The sequence below is a fragment of the Tenacibaculum sp. MEBiC06402 genome (genome assembly GCF_049239625.1).
In the GTDB taxonomy this organism is placed as follows: domain Bacteria; phylum Bacteroidota; class Bacteroidia; order Flavobacteriales; family Flavobacteriaceae; genus Polaribacter.
The window spans coordinates 71,724-94,991 of the sequence record NZ_JBMKKT010000101.1; the positions used below are offsets into that span (position 1 = coordinate 71,724).

General features: G+C 32.2%; 19 protein-coding genes. All 19 read left to right on the forward strand.

Annotation, left to right across the window (positions count from 1 at the left end; translation table 11 throughout):
* Positions 1–8: 8 nt before the first annotated feature.
* The 19 genes from ACOSP6_RS13860 to ACOSP6_RS13950 all read left to right on the forward strand — a co-directional run bounded on the left by ACOSP6_RS13860 (position 9) and on the right by ACOSP6_RS13950 (position 23,254).
* Positions 9–2,024: an adenylate/guanylate cyclase domain-containing protein gene (locus ACOSP6_RS13860; RefSeq protein WP_422094559.1), complete on the forward strand. Its 2,016-nt coding sequence runs from the start codon at positions 9–11 to the stop codon at positions 2,022–2,024.
* 59 nt (positions 2,025–2,083) lie between these two features.
* Positions 2,084–2,413 (forward strand): NHLP leader peptide family RiPP precursor, encoded by a 330-nt coding sequence (locus ACOSP6_RS13865; RefSeq protein ID WP_422094558.1) that lies wholly within the window; start codon positions 2,084–2,086, stop codon positions 2,411–2,413.
* A gap of 54 nt (positions 2,414–2,467) precedes the next feature.
* A complete protein-coding gene (locus ACOSP6_RS13870; protein WP_422094557.1) occupies positions 2,468–2,815 on the forward strand; it encodes an NHLP leader peptide family RiPP precursor in 348 nt (115 codons plus the stop codon).
* 40 nt (positions 2,816–2,855) lie between these two features.
* A complete protein-coding gene (locus ACOSP6_RS13875) occupies positions 2,856–3,182 on the forward strand; it encodes an NHLP leader peptide family RiPP precursor (RefSeq protein ID WP_422094556.1) in 327 nt (108 codons plus the stop codon).
* 39 nt (positions 3,183–3,221) lie between these two features.
* On the forward strand, positions 3,222–3,584 hold the full coding sequence (locus ACOSP6_RS13880; protein WP_422094555.1) for a hypothetical protein: 363 nt from the start codon (positions 3,222–3,224) through the stop codon (positions 3,582–3,584).
* A gap of 109 nt (positions 3,585–3,693) precedes the next feature.
* A complete protein-coding gene (locus ACOSP6_RS13885; RefSeq protein WP_422094554.1) occupies positions 3,694–3,960 on the forward strand; it encodes a hypothetical protein in 267 nt (88 codons plus the stop codon).
* A gap of 203 nt (positions 3,961–4,163) precedes the next feature.
* On the forward strand, positions 4,164–4,808 hold the full coding sequence (locus ACOSP6_RS13890; protein ID WP_422094553.1) for a DUF4255 domain-containing protein: 645 nt from the start codon (positions 4,164–4,166) through the stop codon (positions 4,806–4,808).
* Between the two features lie 4 nt (positions 4,809–4,812).
* Entirely contained in the window at positions 4,813–5,874 is a 1,062-nt protein-coding gene (locus ACOSP6_RS13895) for a hypothetical protein (RefSeq protein ID WP_422094552.1), read from the forward strand.
* A gap of 18 nt (positions 5,875–5,892) precedes the next feature.
* The gene (locus ACOSP6_RS13900) at positions 5,893–7,851 is read left to right on the forward strand and encodes a phage tail sheath family protein (RefSeq protein WP_422095731.1); all 1,959 of its coding nucleotides are present in this window, start codon (positions 5,893–5,895) and stop codon (positions 7,849–7,851) included.
* A gap of 44 nt (positions 7,852–7,895) precedes the next feature.
* Positions 7,896–8,339, forward strand: coding sequence for a phage tail protein (locus ACOSP6_RS13905; RefSeq protein ID WP_422094550.1), 444 nt, complete (start codon positions 7,896–7,898; stop codon positions 8,337–8,339).
* A complete protein-coding gene (locus ACOSP6_RS13910; protein WP_422094549.1) occupies positions 8,339–8,779 on the forward strand; it encodes a phage tail protein in 441 nt (146 codons plus the stop codon). Before ACOSP6_RS13905 ends, ACOSP6_RS13910 begins: the two co-directional genes overlap by 1 nt.
* Position 8,780: 1 nt before the next feature.
* Positions 8,781–8,942: a DUF5908 family protein gene (locus tag ACOSP6_RS13915; protein WP_422094548.1), complete on the forward strand. Its 162-nt coding sequence runs from the start codon at positions 8,781–8,783 to the stop codon at positions 8,940–8,942.
* Complete coding sequence (locus ACOSP6_RS13920) at positions 8,942–9,628, forward strand: CIS tube protein (RefSeq protein ID WP_422094547.1); 687 nt, start codon at positions 8,942–8,944, stop codon at positions 9,626–9,628. The genes ACOSP6_RS13915 and ACOSP6_RS13920 overlap by 1 nt, the downstream gene beginning before the upstream one ends.
* Complete coding sequence (vgrG, locus tag ACOSP6_RS13925; RefSeq protein ID WP_422094546.1) at positions 9,629–11,374, forward strand: type VI secretion system tip protein VgrG; 1,746 nt, start codon at positions 9,629–9,631, stop codon at positions 11,372–11,374.
* 68 nt (positions 11,375–11,442) lie between these two features.
* The gene (locus ACOSP6_RS13930; RefSeq protein ID WP_132795304.1) at positions 11,443–11,733 is read left to right on the forward strand and encodes a PAAR domain-containing protein; all 291 of its coding nucleotides are present in this window, start codon (positions 11,443–11,445) and stop codon (positions 11,731–11,733) included.
* Between the two features lie 4 nt (positions 11,734–11,737).
* Complete coding sequence (locus tag ACOSP6_RS13935) at positions 11,738–12,151, forward strand: GPW/gp25 family protein (protein WP_422094545.1); 414 nt, start codon at positions 11,738–11,740, stop codon at positions 12,149–12,151.
* Between the two features lie 8 nt (positions 12,152–12,159).
* On the forward strand, positions 12,160–15,351 hold the full coding sequence (locus ACOSP6_RS13940) for a baseplate J/gp47 family protein (RefSeq protein ID WP_422094544.1): 3,192 nt from the start codon (positions 12,160–12,162) through the stop codon (positions 15,349–15,351).
* Positions 15,339–18,062, forward strand: coding sequence for a hypothetical protein (locus ACOSP6_RS13945; protein ID WP_422094543.1), 2,724 nt, complete (start codon positions 15,339–15,341; stop codon positions 18,060–18,062). Before ACOSP6_RS13940 ends, ACOSP6_RS13945 begins: the two co-directional genes overlap by 13 nt.
* Before the next feature lie 50 nt (positions 18,063–18,112).
* On the forward strand, positions 18,113–23,254 hold the full coding sequence (locus ACOSP6_RS13950) for a hypothetical protein (protein WP_422094542.1): 5,142 nt from the start codon (positions 18,113–18,115) through the stop codon (positions 23,252–23,254).
* Positions 23,255–23,268: the final 14 nt, after the last annotated feature.

Sequence of the window (23,268 nt, forward strand, 5' to 3'; positions counted from 1 at the left end):
ATTTTAAAGTGATCACTTGGGAAGAACATATAAAAATCAATTATGGGAAGTATTTTAAAATAGTACTTCCTTTTTTTATTTTGATCATAAATTCAATATATGCTCAGGATAAAACTATTGTTGCGAATACTATTGCCGATAGCTTATACAAAGAAGGGAATCAAAAAATAAAGAAGGGAATATTTAAAGAGGCATTGCAAGATTTTACGAAGAGTTTAGAACTTTCGAAAAAAGAAAATAATAACTCTTTAGTAGGAGATTGTTTTAGTAAAATAGCGATAGCTTTTTATTACCAGGGAAAATATAATGATGCTTTTGATAATTTTGATGAGAGTATAAAATATTACCAATTAATAGATAACAAAAAAGGACTAGCTTCCTCTTTTAATAATCAAGGTGCCATATATTATTATTTAGGGAACTATCCAAAAGCACTTGATAAATATAAAAAAGCACTTCAAATTCAGGAAGAGTTAAATAACACCTCTCAAATAGCCGGAACTACTAAAAATATTGGGAGTATTTATATGGAATTGCAAGATTATGAGAGTGCAAAATCGCATTTTGAATTGTCTAAACAATTATATACTTCTATAGCAAATGAAAAACCACTAATTCAGGTTTTAAATGGTTTAGGAGAAATGTATTTAAGAGAGTCAAAATATGAACAGGCACAAGAGAATTTTGAAAAAGCCCTTCAATTAATACAAAAATTTAAAGATGAAAGAAGAGAAGTAGAGGTTTTGTTTAGTCTTGGGAAATTGTATTATAAGAAGCAAGATTATAAGAAAGCATTATCGTTTTACAATGAATCATTAACAAAAGCCGAAAACCAAAATAATACACTTTACGAAAGCAGTGCAATAATTGCTATTGGAACACTTCAAGAACAAAAAGGAAACCTTTATGAAGCGATGCAAAAGTGTAAAGAAGGTTTACAAATAGCTACCAAACTTAAAGTAATTTCTATTCAAGAAGAAGCTTGCAAGTGTTTATACAATGCATATAAATCTGCGAAGAGAAATAGAGAAGCATTGCAATTTTTAGAAAAAATGCATCTTCTAAAAGATAGCTTGAACTTAAAACAAACTTCAGACAAGATTTTGAAAATGAAGTTTGAAAAGGAAATGCTTTTAGATAGTATAGCTAATGTTGAAAAAGAAAGAAAAATTCAATTAAAACATAAAGAAGAAGTAGCGAAAAAGGAAAAGCAAAGAAATATGCTACTGGTGTCAGGAGCATTTATCATTTTAATAGCAGTAGCCTTATGGAGTCGACTAAACTTTACAAGAAAAGCGAAAGCCAGGTTGCAGGTAGAAAAAGATCGTTCAGAACATTTACTACATAATATTTTACCAGAAGAAGTTGCCGATGAACTAAAAGAAAACGGCTACGTAAAAGCACAGGATTTCGAGAAAGCAGCTATTTTATTTACAGACTTCAAATCGTTTACCCAAACGGCTTCATTATTAACTCCCCAAGAACTCGTTGAGGAAATCAACGAATGCTTTAAAGCTTTCGATCAAATAATGGGGAAATACCAACTCGAAAAAATAAAAACCATTGGAGATGCCTATATGGCTGCTGGAGGTTTACCTAAACCAGATGCGAATGCAGTAAAGAAAATGATTCTTGCAGCATTAGAAATGCAAGATTTCATCAAATCAAGAAAAGTGGAGAATAAAGGTAAAAACAAACCAGCATTTGACATGAGAGTAGGAATTCATGTCGGTCCAATTGTAGCAGGAGTTGTAGGAGTAAAGAAGTTCCAATATGACATTTGGGGAGATACTGTAAACACTGCTAGTCGAATGGAAAGTAGCGGAGCTATTGAAAAAGTAAATATTAGTAGCGTCACTTATGAACTAGTTAAGGACGAAAAAGATTTGGTTTTTGAATACCGAGGAGCAATTGAAGCTAAAGGGAAAGGAGCGCTAGAGATGTATTTTGTTTCTTTAAAATCATGTGAATCAGCAAAAAAAATCCAAAAAAATAACGATTTGCAGTTTTCTCAGTCTCATTGACATTTTTGTGCTAATTCCATAAAATATCTTTACAACATCAAACAAAAACAATATATATTATGGAATCTACAAAAGAAAATCAATTATTTAATACAATAATTAAGAAGGCTTGGGAGGATACTAATTTCAAAAATGAATTAATTCAAAATCCAGTTGAAGCTATCGAAAAATTAACTGGGAAAAAGCTTGATTTAACAGGAGGAAAAAAAGTTGTTGTAAACGATCAAACAGATACTTCGAATGTATATATAAATATACCAGCGAAACCAAATATGGAAGATTTACAATTAAGTGAAGAGCAATTAGAGGCTGTAGCTGGCGGAACTATAGTAGATGACATTATTGATGTTATTAAAGACATTTTAACACCAACTCTTCCAACATTGTAATGACCTGTTTATAGGAAACAAATCAACCGTAATTAATACTTTAATTAAACGAAAATGGAGTTAACAGCAGAACAAAAATTATTTCAGACTATTATAACTAAAGCTTGGGAAGATCAAGCCTTTAAACAAGAGTTGATAGCTAATCCTATTGACACGATTGAAAAACAAACAGGAGTAAGATTGAATTTACCAAAAGGGAAAACAATTTTAGTTAAAGACCAAACGAATGAATCAACTATGTACATTAATATTCCTGTTAAAAGAGAAATATCTGATGTTGAGTTGAACGAGGAACAATTGGAAGCAGTAGCAGGCGGAATGACTATTTTTCCTATAGATGATATTATAAATCCTCCATTTCCACCAAAAGGATGTCTACCGCCTGAGGACATTATTTTTTAATTAATAACAAGAATATAAAATCAATATAAATATCAATATTATGAATACTTCAGAAACAAAAAAATTACTTAGTGCAGTAGTAAGTAAAGCTTGGGAAAGCGAGACTTTTAAAGCACAATTAATTGAAAACCCTGCTGCTGCAATTGAAAGTTTAACAGGAAAATCAATGACTATTCCAGCTGGAAAAAAATTAGTTGTAAGAGATCAAACAAAAGATTCTACAATTTACCTAAATATTCCTAAGAAAATCGATATGGAAGATTTAGAATTATCAGATGAGCAATTAGAAGCAGTAGCTGGTGGAGGAGCAATTAAAGATGCAGTAGTAGATTTAGTAGATGCTATTCAAGAGTGGTGGAATAGCTAATAGTTAAAATATATTAATAATCAATTAAATAACAATATTATGAATTTTACACAGAAATTAGAAAAGGGACAAGACGTAATCAACGGTATTATTGAAAGAGCTTGGCAAGATGATAGTTTTAAAAGTAAATTAATGAGCACTCCAAAAGAAGCTATTGAAGAATTTACAGGAAAAACATTTAATTTAAAAGATAATAAGTCTATCGAGGTTGAAGATCAAACAGATCCTAACGTAGTTTATCTTAACATTCCAAAAAGAGTAGAGATAGAAGATTTAGAATTAAGTGAAAATGAATTAGAAGCAGTTTCAGGAGGAGATTTTGGAGCTTCTGTATTAGCAGGTATTGTAGCTTATGTGATTGTTGAAGTAGCTGAAGGTGTATACGAAGGCTTAACTAATTAATTTCATAGAAAATAATAATAAAGAGCCTAAATTTTTTTTAGGTTCTTTTGCTATTATAAACTATTTTAGCCTTTGTAGAGCTTTTCTAAATAAAGAAAAAACAAATAAAATGAAAGAATTAAACTTAGAAAAAATGACGAATAAAGAGTTACAGGATAACGAAAATATGTATAAGAAAAGGTTAATTTTTATGGCGCTTGCTACAGTTGTACTTTTAGTTATTGGCAATGTTCCAAGTATTTTAGGTGAGTACTATCCATCCAATACTTTTTTTAAAATGTCATTTGTAGTTTTCTTTATTTATTTTTTTAGAATTTTTCCTAAATGGAAAGCTGTGAAAAGCGAAATAAAAAAAAGAAATACACAGAAAACATAGATTAAATGAGGAATATTAAAATATTTTTTAATTTATCCCTATTCATTTTAAAGTAAAATGATTAGGGATTGTTTTTTTATAATAATGTGCTTATTAAGCTACGTTTTTCATCACAATTTTAATAGGGGAATTTCCCCCTTTTTTATTTCAAAAAACACCTAAAAAAATTAAAGGAAAAGAACATTAGTAAAACAGTTTTTTAATTGGAAAAAATTGTTATAGCTGGTAGTAGTTTTGGAGTATCTACCGAACCAAATAAACTACCACTACTAATGATTTATGAAATATTACAAATCATTTCAGATGAATTAAATGATTACCTCGATGAAAATACAGTAGATTTAGCCAATATAGCAGATGCTGAATCAGAAGGAAACTCTCCTGGTAATTTTCCTGATATAGCGTTGTCACTTATAAATCTTCAGGAAGAATTCGCTTTAAAAAATACACGTAACGATTACGTGAGTGGTAATACGGTTACGTATAAAAATCCAAAAGTCTACCTAAACCTTTTCATCCTTTTTAGTCTTAACAAATCAACCTACACAGAATCACTGAAAAGCTTAACTAAAATTATTGAGTTTTTTCAAGGAAAGAAAGTTTTTACACAAGCAAATTCTAATTATGAAAATGTAGATGGAATTGAAAATATAACGAGTTTCAAATTCATAACAGAACTATATACTCCAACTTTTGAAGAACTCAACTTCATATGGGGAACTCTCGGAGGAAAGCAAAAACCATCCGTTTTATACAAAATAACACTTCTAGAAATAGAAAGAGATGCAATTACAAAAGAAGGTACTGTAATCTCAGAACTAAACCGAAATTCTCTAATCAATAATTAATAAGATGGTATATAAAACACTTTTTAATATCGATTTATTACATGCGTATTTTCTAGATAGAGGAGAAAAAAAATATCATGCAAGCAATGCTAATGATGAGCTATCTGAAGATGAAAAACAAGAATCTTTAAGAGCATATAATCTCTTTGATTTTGTAGAAGTAATTCCAAATAAGAGAACAAGAATTCTTGCAAAAAATCATAGAGTCTTAATAAGAAATCATTCAAAAGGAATTAAAGTATTAACCAGTACGCTTCAAGTCAATTCGGAAGAAGGTAATGACGTTGTCGAAAGATACAGTCCCGTTGTTAGCCTATCTGATGATGTTGTATTCACTTTTTTAATAAAAGCAAAAGATAGATTTTTCTTAAACTATTCGGATGTTATAGAAAAACAGAACAACCAATTCTATTATTTGTCTAATATAGATTCCTCAGCAACTAACATTTTCGATGCGAATACCTCAATTGAAAAGTGGGAAGATTTCCTAATCACAGAAAGAGAATCAAGAAAACTAGTATACAATCTGGAAAAAGAGCAAGAATTCGATACCAATACACCAAAATTAGTTACAATATCGAGTATCGAAGAATCAGTTATCGAAGATATAGAAGATAAAGTTGCAAATGCTACTGCTTTAACTCCTGATGAAACAGAAGTTTTTGATTATTTAAATGCATCGGTTCAAAGACTTAAGAACAGCGGTGTTATTGGAGTTTTTCAGATAAAAGTGGCGGGTGATAACAATACCAACTTAACAGAATTGGTAGATACCGAAGATATACAAACTGGAAATTTTGAATTAGAAAAACAATGTTTGTTAAAAGACACGATTGAATTTCAGATTTATATAGAAAACAAGAAAACTTTTTGGAGATACAGACAAAAATCTGAAAACCAAATTATGGTAACCAAACAAGAACATCCACTTACAAAAAATGGTAAAGTGGAAATAGAAAAAAACGATGTTACTCCCCAACCATCAGGTAATCTATTCTTCCCAAACCCAACGGTAGATAGTATTACAAAAGAAGAACAAGATTACTATTCAGAAATATTCATTTAATAAAAACTAAAATTAATAATTATGTCAGCTTACAAAACACCAGGAGTTTACGTTGAAGAAATCGTAAAATTTCCACCATCGGTGGCTCAAGTAGAAACAGCGATACCTGCATTTATAGGGTATACCGAAAAAGCAACAAAGAAAGTAAAAGGAGACTTAAAAGGAGTGCCGACTCGTATTACTTCAATGTTAGAGTATGAAACATTTTTTGGTTATGCAAAACCAGAAACAGCAATTGAAGCAACTATTGAAGACGGATTAGTGTCTGCTGTAGCACCAGATGCATCAAGTAGATCTCCTTTTTTAATGTATTACAGTTTGCAATTATATTTTGCTAATGGAGGAGGTCCATGTTACATCACTTCTGTAGGAAGATATGGCGATTCAAGTTTGTTAGATTCGTCAGATTCAGCGGTTACAGCGATTACTTCTGATACCGATTTTAGAACAGGATTAGCAGAAGTTAGAAAAGTAGATGAAGTAACATTACTACTTTTTCCTGATGCAACAGCATTAACAGATGAAACTACATTTTATGAGTTATATAAATCAGCTTTAGATCAATGTAAAGATTTACAAGATCGTTTTACAATCATTGATACTAGAGCTTATGACCCAGCTGCTTCAGGAGGAACATTTCCTAATGTAGATATGTTAAGAAGCAAAATAGGATCAGAGAAAGATACTTTAAAATATGGGGCAGCTTATTTCCCTTTCTTAAAAACTATTCTAGATTATAGTTATGATGAAAGTACAACAAATGTAACTATTAGTACTTCTTCACCTAGAAACTTACAAAGTGAAGCTCAATCAGTTTCAGATGATATTGATACAACAGATTTAGCAACTTATTTAACAGATATTCAAACACTAGCAACTACTGTCTCTGGAATTGTAGGACCAAATGAGGATGCTGATTCTGTGGCTGAAATTCCAAATGTAATTACAAAAATTAACGGTATTAGCTCGTACTTAACTAATTTGAAAAATGATTTAGACGGAGTTATTGATTTGGCGAGAGCTGATGGAACTGCTGTTTCTGAAGCAAATGCTCTTGACACTTGGGTAACTAATGAGATTGAGTCATTACAATTGGATTTAAACAAAGCGATTGACCGCTTGAATGATGATGATACTAAAACTAAAGTTTTAAACGAAATTTCAGATTCAACAGCGAGTGATCCATCATTACAAAGGTCTCTAGGTACACATACCGCATCTACAGACTCTATAGTAGATAAAATTACAACGTTAATAGCTTCTGGTGAATTAAAAGATTTAATAGACAACCTACCAACAGCTAGTGGTAGTGCTTCAGTTGTAACCCTAGATTCATTAAAATCGAGCAATGACGCACAATATAATCTAGTAAAAGCTGAGATTTCGAATTTACCATTAGAGTTACCTCCAAGTAGTGCAATGGCTGGAATTTATGCCCGAGTTGATGAAGATCGTGGAGTATGGAAAGCACCAGCAAACGTAAGTTTAAATTATGTTATTGAACCAAGTTTGAACATTTCACATGAAGATCAGCGACAACTTAATGTTGATGAAAATGCAGGTAAATCTGTAAATGCAATTAGAACTTTTGTTGGTAAAGGAAACCTAGTTTGGGGAGCAAGAACATTAGCTGGAAATGATAACGAATGGAGATATGTTTCGGTAAGACGATTCTTTAACATGGCAGAAGAGTCTATTAAAAAAGCTACTGAACAATTTGTTTTTGAACCAAATGATAAAAACACTTGGGTTCGTGTAAAAGCAATGATTGACAATTTCTTAACAGCTCAATGGAGAGCAGGAGCTTTAGCTGGACCAACACCTGAAAAGGCATTTTATGTAAGTGTAGGTTTAGGTGAAACAATGACCGCTCAAGATATTCTTGAAGGAAATATGATTATTGAAATAGGAATGGCTGTAGTACGTCCTGCAGAATTTATCATTCTTAAATTCTCTCATAAAATGCAAGAAGCATAATTAAAAAAGTCAAGTAAAATTTAAAAATATAAAATAAAGAAATCATGGCACAATTATATCCACTTCCAAAGTTTTCGTTCGAGGTGACTTTTGGAGATACAAAGTTTAACTGTACAGAAGTTTCTGGGTTAACCTTTGAAAATAAGATGATTGAGTATCGTGGGGGAGCAGATAGCGAATACCACAAGTCGAAACAACCAGGAATGTTTGAATATCCAAACATAACAATTAAAAGAGGAACTTTTGCAGATAAGAGCAAGCAGTTTTATGAGCAGTGGGCTAAAACAGTGTATTTCCAAGAAGGAGGTGAGCAATTTAGAGGAGATTTAACAATAAGCTTGTTAGACGAAAACGGCGATGCAACAGTAACATGGAAATGTCAAAATGCATACATCACTAAAGTTACTCCTACAGATTTAAAAGCAGACGGTAACGAAATAGCTATCGAAACGGCAGAGTTTGTTCATGAAAAACTAAAAATGATCTAATGGAAATTTATTATCCACCAGTAGGGTTTAGCTTTATGGTTGAATTTCAAGGGCTATCCACTCAAAATACAGACATTTCATTTCAATCAGTTTCAGGTCTCACTGTAGACCTTGAAACTGAGGAAATTGCTGAAGGTGGAGAGAATAGATTTAAGCATAAAATCCCAGTACGTTCAAAATTTCCAAACCTTGTATTGAAACGTGGAATGCTACTAAACTCTGAGGTTATAAAATGGTGTAAAAAAGCACTTGAAAACTTTGAGATAGAACCCGTAGATGTCACAGTAAAGCTTTTAGGTGAGGACGGAGAACCTTTACAAACTTGGAATATTGTTAGAGCTTATCCCATAAAATGGAGTGTAGGCGACTTTAATGCCGAGGAGAACAAATTAGTTATTGAAACTATCGAATTAACCTATCAGTACTTTAACATCGTATAACATGCCAATTACAATCAAAGAATTACACATCAAAATTAATGTTGATGAAAAATCCGGAGGGAACTCTAATTCAGAAAGTTCAAAAGGAGGTAATAAAGATGAAATAGTAGCTGCTTGTGTTGAAGAAGTAATGGATATTCTAGAAAGACAAAAAGAACGATAATGAGTCAAGGAGAATTAAAAAAACTTGTGATTAAAGCTTACAAAGACGAAAAGTTTAACGACGAAGTAGCTGATGGTGAGTTTACAACACTCGTAAATCCTGAAAAGTATATGGTTGCATACAAACCTGAATATACGGAAGAACAAGGACAAGGAACGAGTGGTTGGCAACCTAAGTTTGCGAAAATTGCACCACAAGAAATAGATCTAGACTTATTGTTTGATAGTTCTGGAGTTATTGATGGAGAGGCAGATTATACTGACGGAATCATTGACAAAATTGAAGCTTTTAAACGCATCGTTTTTGAATATGATGGTGATAAGCACAAACCAAATTACTTAATGGTAAAATGGGGTGCGTTACTTTTTAAAGGTTCTTTAGTCGATTTATCTATTGAATATCGATTGTTCGCTCCAGATGGAACACCAATTAGAGCAAATGCAAAGCTAAAGCTAAAAGGAACAATCGATGACGATTTAAGGGTTGCAAGAGAGAATAATCAATCACCAGATTTAACTCATTACAGAAAAGTAAAAGCAGGTGAAACCTTGCCGTTAATGTGTCATCGTATTTATGGAGATCCTAAATATTACTTGGAAGTAGCTAAAGTCAATAATATTACTCAGTTCAGAAAATTAAAACCAGGTCAGGAATTATTTTTTCCACCATTACAAAAGTTTGCCTAAATGAATAATACCGGAGTCATACAAACTTCTAAAAGTGCCGATTTAATCACTTTTAAAATCTTAATTGAAGGAGAAGAACTTTCAAAAGTGTATCAGGTAAAAAATATTACGGTTTCAAAAGAAGTCAATAGAATACCTACTGCACAAATTATTTTGATTGATGGAGATCCTGCAGAGAGAGATTTTAAATTGAGTAATGAAGACTTATTAATTCCAGGCAAAGAAATAGAAATCACAGCAGGTTATCATTCTGACGAAGAAACTATTTTCAAAGGTATTGTCATTAAACACAACCTTAGAATTAGAGCAAAGTCTGCTCAACTAATTATTGAATGTAAAGATGAAGCTGTAAAAATGACCATAGGAAGAAAAAGTAAGTATTTCTATGAAAGTTCAGATAGTGACATTTTTGAAGAAATTATTGGTGAGTACGGATTGTCTAGTGATGTAGAAAGCACAAATCATACACATCCAGAACTTGTTCAGTACAATGCTTCTGATTGGGATTTTTTAGTCTCAAGAGCTCAAGCAAATGGAAAACTATGTTTTGTTGATGATGGAACTATTAAAATAGCAAAACCAGATTTTGGTCAATCTGAAGTTGAAACAGTAACCTTCGGTGGTTCTTTATTAGACTTTGATGCCGAAATTGATGCGCGTCATCAAGTTTCAAAAGTTGCTGCATATGGTTGGAACCACGCAGATCAAGAACTAGTAGAAGTAGAAGGTAAAGATCCAAGTGTAAGCTTAAACGGCAACTTAAGTTCTGGTGATTTAAGTGATGTCATTGGGTTAGAAAACTTAGAACTACGTCATGGAGGTGTCGTTACCGATACAGAATTACAAGATTGGGCAGATGCAAAATGGTTGTTTCAACAACTAGCTAAAGTTCGAGGAAGAATTAAATTTCAAGGAATACCATCAGTAAAACCAAATACAGTTTTAAAGTTAGAAGGTGTTGGAGATCGCTTTAACGGTAATGTTTATGTAACAGGTGTTCAACATGTTATTACAAACGGAAATTGGGTTGCAAATGCACAATTCGGATTGTCAACAGAATGGTTCTCGGAAACATTTGAAATATCAGCCAAACCAGCTTCAGGATTATTACCAGCTATTCAAGGATTACAAGTAGGAATTGTTTCTCAGTTAGAAGAAGATCCTGATGGAGAAGACAGAATTCTAGTGCAAATTCCAATCATTAATAATGAAGAAGAAGGAATTTGGTGTAGAGTTGCTTCACCAGATGCAGGAGAAAATAGAGGAATTTATTTCCGCCCAGAAATTGGTGATGAGGTAATTGTTGGTTTTATCAACCAAGATCCAAACGATGCAATTGTGTTAGGAATGCTCCACAGTAGTGCAAAACCTTCTCCGATTACTGCCGCTGATGATAATCACGAAAAAGGAATTATTACTCGAAGTGAGATGAAAGTTTTATTCGATGACGATAAAAAGATTATCACAATTGAAACACCAGCAGGTAAAGTTATTTCTCTTGATGAAGATGAAGGAGCTATCACGATAGAAGATGATAATTCAAATGTCATAGTCATAAACAGTGATGGAATTTCCATGGAAAGTGCTGGAGATATTGCGATTAAAGCATCTGGAGATGTAAATATTGAAGGAACCAATGTAAGCATTGCAGCAAACGCAGAATTCAAAGCAGAAGGTAGTGCAGGAGCAGAAGTTTCTACTAGTGCTATTGCGGTTTTAAAAGGATCATTAGTTCAAATTAATTAGAGTTATTAAGACTGTTTACGATGTTCTTCACCGGCGTCGAAAGGACAGTAAAAACAAAAAAACTAAAAATGGGAAATCCAGCAGCAAGAGTAACCGATATGCATGTTTGTCCGATGGTAACAGGAACTGTACCTCACGTTGGAGGTCCAATATTACCAGCAGGAGAACCAACGGTTTTAATTGGAGGAATGCCAGCAGCGAGAGTTGGAGATATGGCAACTTGTACTGGTCCACCAGACACAATAGTTGCAGGATCTGGAACAGTTTTAATTGGAGGAATGCCCGCGGCAAGAATGGGAGACAGTACCTCACACGGAGGAACAATCGTTTTAGGGGAATTCACAGTATTAATAGGATAAACAAATGGAAAATAAAAAAGCTTTTTTAGGAATAGGTTGGGGATTTCCACCAGAGTTTTCGGAAGACTTGAATGAGGTTGTGATGATATCTGAAGAGGAGGATATAAAAAGTAGTCTAGAGATACTATTGAATACTCGGTTAGGAGAGCGTGTAATGTTGCCTAACTATGGCTGTAATCTTCAAGAATTATTATTCGAAAAGCTAGATCGTACTTTAATTACCTATGCTAAAGAACTAATTGAAACGGCAATTCTATATCACGAACCTAGAATAGATGTAATCAAAATAGACATCTCTGAAACTGACCCTTTAGAGGGACAGTTAATCATCAAAATTGAGTATAGAATACGAGCTACAAATAGTAGAACAAATGTTGTTTTCCCTTTCTATAAAGGTGAAGGAACAGATATAAATTAAAAGGAATCATGAGTAAAATCATACCAAATATATTAACACGTAACGGAACAGGACAAGAGCAACGTTTTATCCAGGCTCTTGATCCAGAGAATTTCGAATTACACGATTTTACAATTGAAGATTGGATTTTATTCGCTTACAATTTTTCAAAGAATGTAAATTACTTTTCAACTAAAGATTATGAAGTAGTTGCAGGAGATTGGAAAAACTTTTTCAAACAACTTACCACAGAGCAGATTCCATATAGAGGAACCCGAGAATATGATAAATTAAAAGAGTCTGTAGCTAAGAACTTAGCGGAAATGTCTAAAGATGCTAAACTTACCCCGCATCTTACATTATTCATCTGTTTTTTAAACTTATTAGAACTATCTAAAGAAAGATTTAATCAGCTAACCAAACGTCATTTAGATTTTTACTACAAAGAAATTTTACAAGTAGATAAAAGAGAACCTATTGCAGATCAAGCGCATGTGCTTTTTGAATTAGCAAAAAAAATTGCCGACCAACAAATAACTGAAGGCACGGCTTTAGATGCCAAAAAAGACGCTTTAGGAAATCCGCTTGTATATAAAACTACTGAAGAATTAATTGCCAACAAAACAACTGTTAGTCAAGTAAAAACATTGTATAACAGCAATACGGAAGATCTTAAGAAAATTAAGATTAGTAACAATGTAAAGACAAAAGATGGTTTAGAAGAACCATTAGAAGAAGGTAAACCATATTGGTATCCATTTGGCTATCCTGAAACAGCAAAAAATGTGAATGAATTACCTGATGCAAAGCTTGGTTTTTCAATTGCTTCTCCGATGTTATTTTTGAAGGAAGGTTTACGAACAGTTACAATTACGTTTAACTTCGATGAAAATTTTAGTAGTAAAATAGTAAATGTTGATGAAGTAATTGAAAGTATCTCATTGTTTGCTAGTGGTCAAGAAAACTGGATAGAACCAGAGTTAACGTTAATCGACAATGCTAATGACGGTGAATTCAATACGAATAAAAAGGAAGTAAAATTTACGTTTCAATTAGATTATGATGCGGATGCTTTAGTAAATTATAATCAAGAATTTTTGCTAACAAAATACAATACAACGCATCCTTTAGTTCGTTTCGAATTTGATGTGTCTAATGAAACAGGCTATGAGTTTTATAAGCTTTTAGCAGAAAATACCTTAAATGAAATAACAATAAATACAGATGTACAAGGAATCACTTCTGTAGCTATTGAAAACGATAATGGAAGCTTAAAATCAAACAAACCATTTACTCCTTTTACGACTAGACCAATCGTTGGAAGCAATTTTACTATCAACTACGATGAGGCTTTTTCAAAAGAATGGACGGAGTTCACGGTAAATCTTAAATGGAAAAATGTTCCTGACGATCTAAAATCATGGTACAAAGCATACATTGAATCTTCAAAATACAACTCAATCAATGATTATGCTGGTCTTATTGATAAAGACAAAACTCTTACAGATGAATATTTTATCGTAATAGGGCACAAACATTTCGAAGTTGAGAAAAGGTTACTACACGCAGCTGGTGAGGCTAAAGAGACTGCCGGAGAAATCATCAATCTATTCGATAGAGAAAATATTGGTGATGAAGAAAAACCAGAGTTTGTTTACAGTTCAACAATAACTACTCAAAACGTCGCAAATTCTTATGGAATCGATAAAGCAGGACCTTTACAACTGTCTTTAGAGCAATCTTTTTTACATGAATTGTATCCAAAGTTATATGCTTTGGCTGTAAGTTCTCAAAGCAAGACAATTAACTTGCCTAATGAACCTTATACACCACTTGTTGAATCAATCTCAGTTAATTATGTGGCTGAAGAATCATTAGTAATGTCTGAAGCAGCTATTTCTGAAAACAGAATTCAACTATTTCATGAACATGCTTTTGGACAAAGTGAAGAAAATTATTCAGCAAAGAAATATTTACAAGAAGAGAAAAACATTATTGACGTATTTGATAAGGATACGATTCAAACCATATTAGTTCCAAGATACTGTACTGGAGGACATTTGTATATCGGGTTAAAAGATGTAGTAAACCAGCAAAGTGTTGCATTATTAATTCAAGTGTTAGAAGGAAGTGAAAATCCTTTGGCTGATAGTTTTACAGATACTGAAAAAGTACTTTGGTCAGTATTGTGTAATAATAAATGGAAGAGTTTAGAAGATAGTATTATTTCAAACGACATTGATAATTTTTTAAAGTCAGGAATTTTCAAGTTTACGATTCCAAGAGAAGCTACGTCGGACAATACATTATTACCTGAAGGTTATGTTTGGATTAAAGCACAAATGAACAAATCATTCGATGCTGTTTGTCAGGCTATAGATATTCATGCACAAGCAGTATTAGCAAGTTTCGAAAACAATAATAACGAAGTAAGTCATTTAAAAGACGGATTACCAGCAGGAACTATCAAAAAGATGGTCACTAGAATTCCGCAAGTAAAGGGGATTTCACAACCTTATAACGCGTTTGGAGGTAGTCCAGAAGAAACGGATGAAAAGTTCTATAGAAGAATAAGCGAACGATTACGTCATAAAAATAGAGCGATTACACTTTGGGATTACGAACATATTATTTTACAAGAGTTCCCAGAAATTTACAAAGTTAAATGCTTAAATCATACATCAGAAACAAGCTTTACATCCGCAGGAAATGTTACTGTAGTAGTAGTTCCAGATACTGTAAATAAAAATGTATTTGATATCTATCAGCCACGAGTTAGTATGGCTTTATTAAACAAAATCAAATCACATGTTAATGCATTAAATACACTTCATGTAGAGGCAGACATAATCAACCCGAATTATGAAGAAGTGGCAATTGGTTTAGAAGCGAAATTCTATGATGGATATGATGAGAATTTTTACAAAGAACAGCTAAAAACTGATATTACAAAGTTCTTATCTCCGTGGGCTTTTGACGACACAAAAGAAGTCACTTTCGGAATTGCGCTTCACAAGAGTGTATTAATAGATTATATAGAGAAACTTCCTTACGTAGATTATCTACAAAATGTAACTATGAATGGTGATGCGAACATCTACGAAATTGTTCCAAGCGATCCGAAATCAATTTTAGTATCTGCTAAAGAGCATTCAGTAAGTACAGTATTAACTACTTGTAAAGGAACCAAAACAATCATTGAACCAGTATGTCAACTATAAATCAACATATCACCATTCCTAAAAATGTTAGTTCTAATAACGATTTAGATTTTCATTTTTTACGAACAGAAGGAATTGCTTATTTAGAACAGCTTGGAGGTAAATTATGGACCGATTTCAACTCACATGATCCTGGAATTACCATCTTAGAAATGTTATGTTATGCGATTACGGATTTAGGGATGCGAATCGATATTCCACTTGAGAATTTATTAGCATCAAAAGATCCAAAAAAAGCAATCCAAACACAGTTTTATAAAGCTTCAGAAATTTTTCCTTCGAAGCCTGTAAACGAATTAGATTATAGAAAACTGTTCATTGATTTACAAGGTGTAAAAAATTGTTGGTTACGAAAATTTGACAAAACGGTATATGTAGATTGTAAAAACAGTTTGCTGTCGTACGCTCAGTTTAATAACATTCCTGATGAATTTCAGAAAGACTTTAAACTAAAAGGCTTGTATACTTTATTGGTGGATTTTGAAGATAAAGTTAATGAAGCGGCTGTTATTGACAAGATTAAAAAGATCTATCATAGCAACCGAAATTTATGTGAAGATTTAATTGAAATAAAACAAGTTGAATCGCAACCAATAGCAGTTTGTGCAAATATTGATGTTTTTTCTGAAGTAGATGAAGAATGGGTGTATGCTAATATTTTATATCAAATAGAAAATTATTTATCGCCTTCGTTACAATTCTATTCTTTGGAAGGAATGCAAGATAAAGGATATACGACTGACGAAATTTTTGAAGGTCCTGTTTTATCAAATGGTTTTATCGATACAGAAGAGTTAAAAGATGCAGAGCTTCGCACAGAAGTTCGTCTTTCAGATATCATGAAAATCATCATGAATGTAGAAGGTGTAAAACTAATTAAGGATATTTCGGTTGGTTTTTGTGATGATACTATTTTACAAGAAAACAAATGGGTGGTATGCATTGATAAAGACAAAAAGCCTGTTTTATGTACTAAAAGTGCCTTTAATTTTACCAAAGGGTTTTTACCACTTAACCTTAATTTAGATAGAGTTGCTGAGTATAAAACTCAAATTAAAGAAGATGCAATAGCTGCTCAAGAAATTTCTCAGGAAGATTTAATTTTAGATTTACCAAAAGGGGTAGCTTTAGAATCAGAAGAATACACAACAATTCAAAATGATTTTCCAGATGCTTATGGAATTGGACAAGAAGGTTTAGGAATTCATGTAACAAATACAAGAAGAGCTAAAGCAAAACAGTTAAAAGGATACTTAACCTTTTTTGATCAGATTTTAGCAACCTATTTCAAGCATTTATCTGAAGTAAGTACATTGTTATCAGTTTCAGGAACAGAAACACGTTCTTTCTTTACTCAAGCTATCAAGGACATCAAAGATTTCGACGATTTAGTAAGTGAGTATCCTCAATCTAATGATGATGAATTGACCGAACTTTTATTAAGTCAGTTTGATAATAATATCGAAAGAAGAAACTCAATTTTAGATCATCTTATTGCTCGTTTTGCAGAACGTTTTGGTGAATATACTTTTTTAATGAAAGCACTTTATGGATCAGCAACTGATGAAATAGTTTTAGCAAATAAAGAAGCATTTTTAAAAGATTATAAAGTAATTAGTTCACATCGTGGATTAGCATTTAATTATTTCAATCAACCAAAAGCAAAACTTTGGGATACGCTAAATATATCAGGTTTTCAAAAACGAATTGCTCGTTTAATGGGAATTACCAATGAAAAAAGAAGGCATTTAACAGATTCTAATGTTGAGGTTTACGATCTAATTAACAGTGATAATGAACTTGTATATCGTTGGAGAATTAAAGATAATGATGGAAGTATTTTAGTTTCTGCTACAGATGATTATCCGACTACAGCACTAGCAACAGAAGAATTATATTTTGCGGCATTACAAATTGTTCAAACAACAGAGAGAGCAGTAGAAAACGCATTTGAAAAAAGCAATTTAGATGATGTGCAAATCGGGAATTTAAAGATTCACGCAAGTACGCCTTCAAACCCAAGTATTCCAGTAAAATATTCATTTGACGTAATTAATCCTGAAGAATCTGAAAGTAGTTCAGACTACATTATTGCGAAGCAGTTTAAATATTATGAGGATACAAATGAGTTAAAAGAAGCAATTCTGTACCTCATTAATTTCATGAAAAATGAGTTTACAGAAGAAGGGATTTTTCTTGTAGAACATATGTTGCTTCGTCCAGATGTTACCACAAATGCAGATGAAGGATTTCTACCAATTTGTGCTGATAATTGTGATGATTGTGGAACGATCGATCCATATTCATACAGGGTTAGTATTGTTCTTCCTGGGTTTACCTATCGTTTTTCGAATCCTGATTTTAGAAGGTACATGGAAGATGTTATCAGAGAAGAATTACCATCACATATACTTCCAAGAATTTGTTGGGTAGGCGCAAGAAAAGGAATTAAAGAAGACAATGATCTTTTCCGATTTGAAAAAGCATACAAAGAATACTTATTCAAGAGAACTAATTCGGCACAAGAGCAACCGCAACCAGAATTGAAGAATTTAATGTTTGCGATGCGTGAACTAAATACAGTATATCCTGTTGGTAGATTAACAGATTGCGATGCAGAAGACGAAGCATTAGATGGAAGAGTAATCTTAGGGCAATCGAGCATTGGAATGATTGAAGAGGATAAAGAAGAGAATACAAATAACAACTAAATAACGTAAAAAAACATAGTGTTTTATAACACAGCAAAAACACATTCGGTATGGAAACTAAACTAAAAGATATCACTACAGAGTATAGCAGGTTTAATACTAATCAGGTATTAACAGCTAAGCAATTAAATGCTTTCATCGATTATTTTGATGATCAAGATCGTTTGTCAAGAATAGGATTAAGTGGTGTTGGAATTGCATGCGGATTTCACCTTAGTCCTGAGTTTACGGTAGATAAATCGGCAATAAATAGTTTAACAATTACACAAGGAGCCGGAGTTACAACGGATGGTGATTTAGTTCAGTTTCATGATTTAATTGAGAAGAATTTAAAGTCTAAAAAATTCAAATTTTTTAAGAAGTTTGAAGACAATGATGCTAAATATCCGAAGTTTTTAAACAGTCAAAACAATCAGTATAACTTATGGGAAGTGTATACTGAAAGCGATAGTTCTTATACCAATTTAGTTGAGTTTACCGATATCAATAAAATGGCTGTGCTATTGTATTTAGAACAATATCCAAATGAAGATGCGCTGTGTAATAAACTGAATTGTGATAATCAGGGAATTGAGCAAATTAACAACTTACGTGTTTTATTAATTAGTTGTGAAGATTTAGAAGCAATTGCTACTAAAGACGATATTTTTACGCAGCACGATTGGTTTAAGATTAATGATTCTTTGCCAGTTGTTGAGGCAAAACGAGTAGTACTAAATGAAAATAATACAGAAACTTTTTCTTCATTAAAAGGGTTGTATAATTCAGCTGTTAAAGACGAAAGTATTGCTACGGATTTAATCTTAGGATATGAAGTAATTTTAAATAAGTTTGGTTTACCTCTTATCACTAATAAAATAAAGTCATTATTCAGTTTTAGTCCGTTAAGTGTTCCGTTAGATTTTCAGTATCGATACGATACCTTAAAAGATTTAATTGATACGTATAATGAAATCAAGCAATTATTATTACATATCAATGTAAATTGTTGTCCAAATATCGGAGCATTTCCAAAGCATTTAATGTTAGGAAAAATAGCTGCAACTGAAATCCCGGAATTAAGACATCGATTTTATAATTCTCCAATTGTAAGTACGGAAGATGATAATCTTAGTAAGATTCAATTGTTGTTAAACAGGGCTATTTCAATTGCCAACAGTTATATAGGAACTACACAAACTGAGGAAATAGAAATCACGCCTTCAATGGCACACACAAATTTAAGTGATAAGGCTGTCCCTTTTTACTACAATGTGTCTAATAACCTACTACAGAATTGGAACTTTCAAAAAACTGCAAACTACAAAGCAAATCAGAATTTAAGCTACCATAAAACTAATCTTGATTCGTCATTACCAATTCAGAATCCTTTAGCTTATAATATCGATAAAAATGATTTCTATCGAATTGAAGGACATCAAGGAAAAATGTATGGAGAAGCGTTAGCAAAGATTCAAAAGCTTAAGAAAGATTATGGGTTAAGTTTCGATGTAAAAACACTTTCAATCAATGCAACTACTCAAACCATTAACATCAACGATTATGAGTGTGAGTTTGAAGACTTGAAAATGTTATTAAATGCATGGAAAGCAGAACAAAATTGTATTCTTTCTGAAGTTAGCAAAACCTTTTCGGCATTTAAATTAACAGACCCTAAAGTTAATATTGTAGCTGATAAATATACTTCTGTAAGAGATGCAGTAAAAGATTCTGCAGGAGATGCAGTAGTAATGTCTCGAGATGTAATGACGTCGAAAGAAACATTATTTAAAACAGATTTTGTAAGTAAAGAATATGCATTTAATGATGGATTTATAGAAGATCAAAACTTTTTATCGGATCAAGAAATGTTGTACAAATCGTATGATAAGAACATCATTGAGGAAAACTTAACAAAAGAGCAAGATACGCTCGGAGTTATTATAGGAGATATTTTTGATAAAAATAAAGAAGGTTCTTCAAGTGATATTCTTGTAGAGCTTGAAAAAGAAATTGCGCCAATAAGAGAGAGTGAAGTTTGGGCAAAAGAACCTGAATTATCGGATTTTATTTTAACCGATATCACAGAAACTTTAGTACACGCTTTTGTTTTAGATACTAAGGTTCCATTGGATATCAGAGATATTAATGATAGTATTTTAGTTAGCTATAAGTTAACTATCGAAAAATTATGTCAGCAAGTAAAAAAATTACAGGCAAGATATAATTCAACTACGCTAGCATTAGCAACAAAACAAATTTTAGGTTTATTAATCAATCAATTATCAATTGTTTGTTGTTCAGGAAAAAAATTAGAAACCTTACTTGCAGAAATTGAGAAAAGAAAACTTAAAATATTAGAAAGAATTCAACTTTCAGAATTTGTAAAGCATCATCCAGGTTTAGAGCATAAAGCGGGTGTTATTCCAGGAGGAACTTTTGTGATGGTTTATGTTACTGAAAATGCTTCTGATACCAATACGTTTAATGATGTTGTTTTAGATATTATTTTTAGAAGACAACCAACTGAAGAAAAACCAATAGATACAATTTTTGATAGGACTAGAGACACTGCATTTCCTGTTAAAAATGAATTATTAGAAAAAGAGGGTTTATTTAGCTATAAAAACGGAGGAGTTATAAATCTTTGGGATAAAAGCTCAACTATTAATTTTTCATTTGTTGATGCTAAGTCAACAGATTTTACAAAGCGTTTGTTCTTAGACGATGATGTAGTATTAGTAGGAAAAACATTAGGAGATACTGTAACAAATTTTACAGCATTTTTAAATAGAGCTTGGTCTAGGGCCGGATTAGCAGAGGTAATTTCTGCTCGAGGAACATTAATGTACAAAGATGGTTCTGTCGGAATGAGAATTACGATTAAAGACCGTTTAATTCCAAAAGATCAATACTATTTCCAAATATTCAATCCGAATGTATTAGGGACTAATAACAGATTGTATTTCGATGAGAACGAAGTAATTCGTGAAAATGAAACGTTGAGAAATACAGTAGTGGCAGATTTTTCATTACCGTACATGTGTTGTTCAGATTGTGCTCCAATAAACTTTATTGTTCCTAAAGAACCTGTATTCTTAAGCTTACCTGTAAGCTATGTTTGTTTGGATAATGGCTCAACAATAGATCCGCTAGTGTTCAATAAGTTGCCAATTGATGGTGTTGTGAAATCTGATATTCCAGAAGATTTTGATTCAGGAATTTTCATCGACCCAGTGGATAACAAAACAAAGCTTGATGTTACTAAAATTGATAAAAACTATTTAGGAAAAACAATCAACTTTACCGTAAATGATGAACCTACAGATTGTCAAATTATTGTGTATCCAGATGTAGATTTAAGTGTTACTGTTGAACCAATTACATATAATGATGATAAAACGGAAGCAAATGTTGTGTTCACTTTAAACTGGGGAGATGATATTTTTATCACCTCTAATTTTATCAATCAAGTAAAATATAACTTCGACTTTTTAGGTAACGGAGTTATGGTTGAAGAAACTCCAATAAACAATCAGTTTACACATACATACACCTTACCAATTAACGATTTAAATATTATTACACCATCATTAGAAGTATCCTTAGGTCCTTGTAATAAAACAATTACCATAGAGACTATCATTTTTGATAGTGAAACACCATCAGAATTAGATATTATACCATCATATTGTTTAGATGCTGAAACTGAACCAACAGCAAGAATTTCATTTACCAATGTTGTAGGCGAAATCACTATTGAAGGCGCTCCAATAGCAGGTCTTTCAATTGAAGGAAGTGAATTGGTTATTGATTCATCATTATTCACTGAATATGAAAAAGTTCTTCGATTTATGGAAGATGGGCAATCTACAAACGCCAGAATCATCATTCATGAGGTAAAACAAATATCAATTATTGAAGGAAGAGCAGCTGGTTTTGTTTGGGAAGAAGAAAAACTAATCTATGTAGGGGACTTTACTGTTCAATTACCGGATGGAGTTGATCCAAGTTCATTAAATATCAAATGGGAATCTGAAGGACAAACAAGTGAAGCAGAAATGTTTACTCCTAAGTATGTAATTGAACCAGACTCAGTAAATACATTCAAAATTAATGTTAGAGTTGAAGGTAAAAATGGATGTTCTTCGGATGCAAGTATTGAAGTTACTGTTTCGTATCCTGATTTCGTAATTGAAGTACCAGATGCAATCTTTTGCTTAGAAGATAAAACAGCTCATGTTATTACGGTAGATCCGCAAATAGAAGGAATGATACTAGAAGGAGATGGAATTTCGTTTAACGAAGATCGAGGTGTTTGGGAATTTGTAGGAGCAAATTCAGGTTTAACAAGTGCTGGTTCAGTTACTGTAAACTTAGTAGGCACATCAGTTTCTGCAACTATTGAAGTTACAGAAAGATCAAGAGCTAACTTTACAAGTAGTTTTGATGCCGAAACTAGAATTTTAACGCTAACAAACACTTCAGAAATCGGTAACGAATATATCTGGAATATAAACGGAGAAGAAAGAGATCCGCAAACTACTCGAAGAACTATTACCGTTGATTTATCAAAATTTGACGGTGAATCAGTTAGAGTTTCTTTAACTACAGTTAGCGATTGTGGAACAAATACATATTCAGATATTGTTGAAACACCTTTTATCGTAATAAGAACTTGTCAAGATGACGTTGGAGATATGTTACGTGATGAGTTAAAATTATTAACCGAGTCGGTTGATACAGGAAATACAATTATTGATAGAACTAAAAATATGTATGCTGCGGTTTTAAAAGACTTACCAGCGTACACCACAGGAAGCAATAATTCTGCAATCGAAAAGGCATTCTTATTATTAATTAATGATACTTCTGAGGCAATAAAAGAAGACCCAAATAACGAGGTTTTAAAAAGATATTATCGAGCTCAAGTAAAACTATATTTCTTAATTCTTCATTGTCAAAGTCTAGAAACTCTAGAAGTTAAAGGAGATGGAGATAATCCTAGTACAATTGTATTACAGATTCAAAGAGTTTTAAATGCTATTGATTTGGATTTACGAGAGTTTTTCGAAAGACAAATAAATGTAGACACTCCAGATAAAACATTAGTGAGTTTCTTGGAAAAATGTGCTGATGCAATTAGTTCGAAATTAATTCAAGAAGTTATTCAATTACAGTTACTTAAAACATTATCAAATACCGTAGGTTAAAATTTGGGAGAAGA

Coding starts and splice junctions, on each gene's coding strand:
- ACOSP6_RS13865 (WP_422094558.1), top strand. CDS start 2,084: ATGGAATCTACAAAAGAAAATCAATTATTTAATACAATAATTAAGAAG.
- ACOSP6_RS13870 (WP_422094557.1), top strand. CDS start 2,468: ATGGAGTTAACAGCAGAACAAAAATTATTTCAGACTATTATAACTAAA.
- ACOSP6_RS13875 (WP_422094556.1), top strand. CDS start 2,856: ATGAATACTTCAGAAACAAAAAAATTACTTAGTGCAGTAGTAAGTAAA.
- ACOSP6_RS13880 (WP_422094555.1), top strand. CDS start 3,222: ATGAATTTTACACAGAAATTAGAAAAGGGACAAGACGTAATCAACGGT.
- ACOSP6_RS13885 (WP_422094554.1), top strand. CDS start 3,694: ATGAAAGAATTAAACTTAGAAAAAATGACGAATAAAGAGTTACAGGAT.
- ACOSP6_RS13895 (WP_422094552.1), top strand. CDS start 4,813: ATGGTATATAAAACACTTTTTAATATCGATTTATTACATGCGTATTTT.
- ACOSP6_RS13905 (WP_422094550.1), top strand. CDS start 7,896: ATGGCACAATTATATCCACTTCCAAAGTTTTCGTTCGAGGTGACTTTT.
- ACOSP6_RS13910 (WP_422094549.1), top strand. CDS start 8,339: ATGGAAATTTATTATCCACCAGTAGGGTTTAGCTTTATGGTTGAATTT.
- ACOSP6_RS13915 (WP_422094548.1), top strand. CDS start 8,781: ATGCCAATTACAATCAAAGAATTACACATCAAAATTAATGTTGATGAA.
- ACOSP6_RS13920 (WP_422094547.1), top strand. CDS start 8,942: ATGAGTCAAGGAGAATTAAAAAAACTTGTGATTAAAGCTTACAAAGAC.
- vgrG (WP_422094546.1), top strand. CDS start 9,629: ATGAATAATACCGGAGTCATACAAACTTCTAAAAGTGCCGATTTAATC.
- ACOSP6_RS13930 (WP_132795304.1), top strand. CDS start 11,443: ATGGGAAATCCAGCAGCAAGAGTAACCGATATGCATGTTTGTCCGATG.
- ACOSP6_RS13935 (WP_422094545.1), top strand. CDS start 11,738: ATGGAAAATAAAAAAGCTTTTTTAGGAATAGGTTGGGGATTTCCACCA.
- ACOSP6_RS13940 (WP_422094544.1), top strand. CDS start 12,160: ATGAGTAAAATCATACCAAATATATTAACACGTAACGGAACAGGACAA.
- ACOSP6_RS13945 (WP_422094543.1), top strand. CDS start 15,339: ATGTCAACTATAAATCAACATATCACCATTCCTAAAAATGTTAGTTCT.
- ACOSP6_RS13950 (WP_422094542.1), top strand. CDS start 18,113: ATGGAAACTAAACTAAAAGATATCACTACAGAGTATAGCAGGTTTAAT.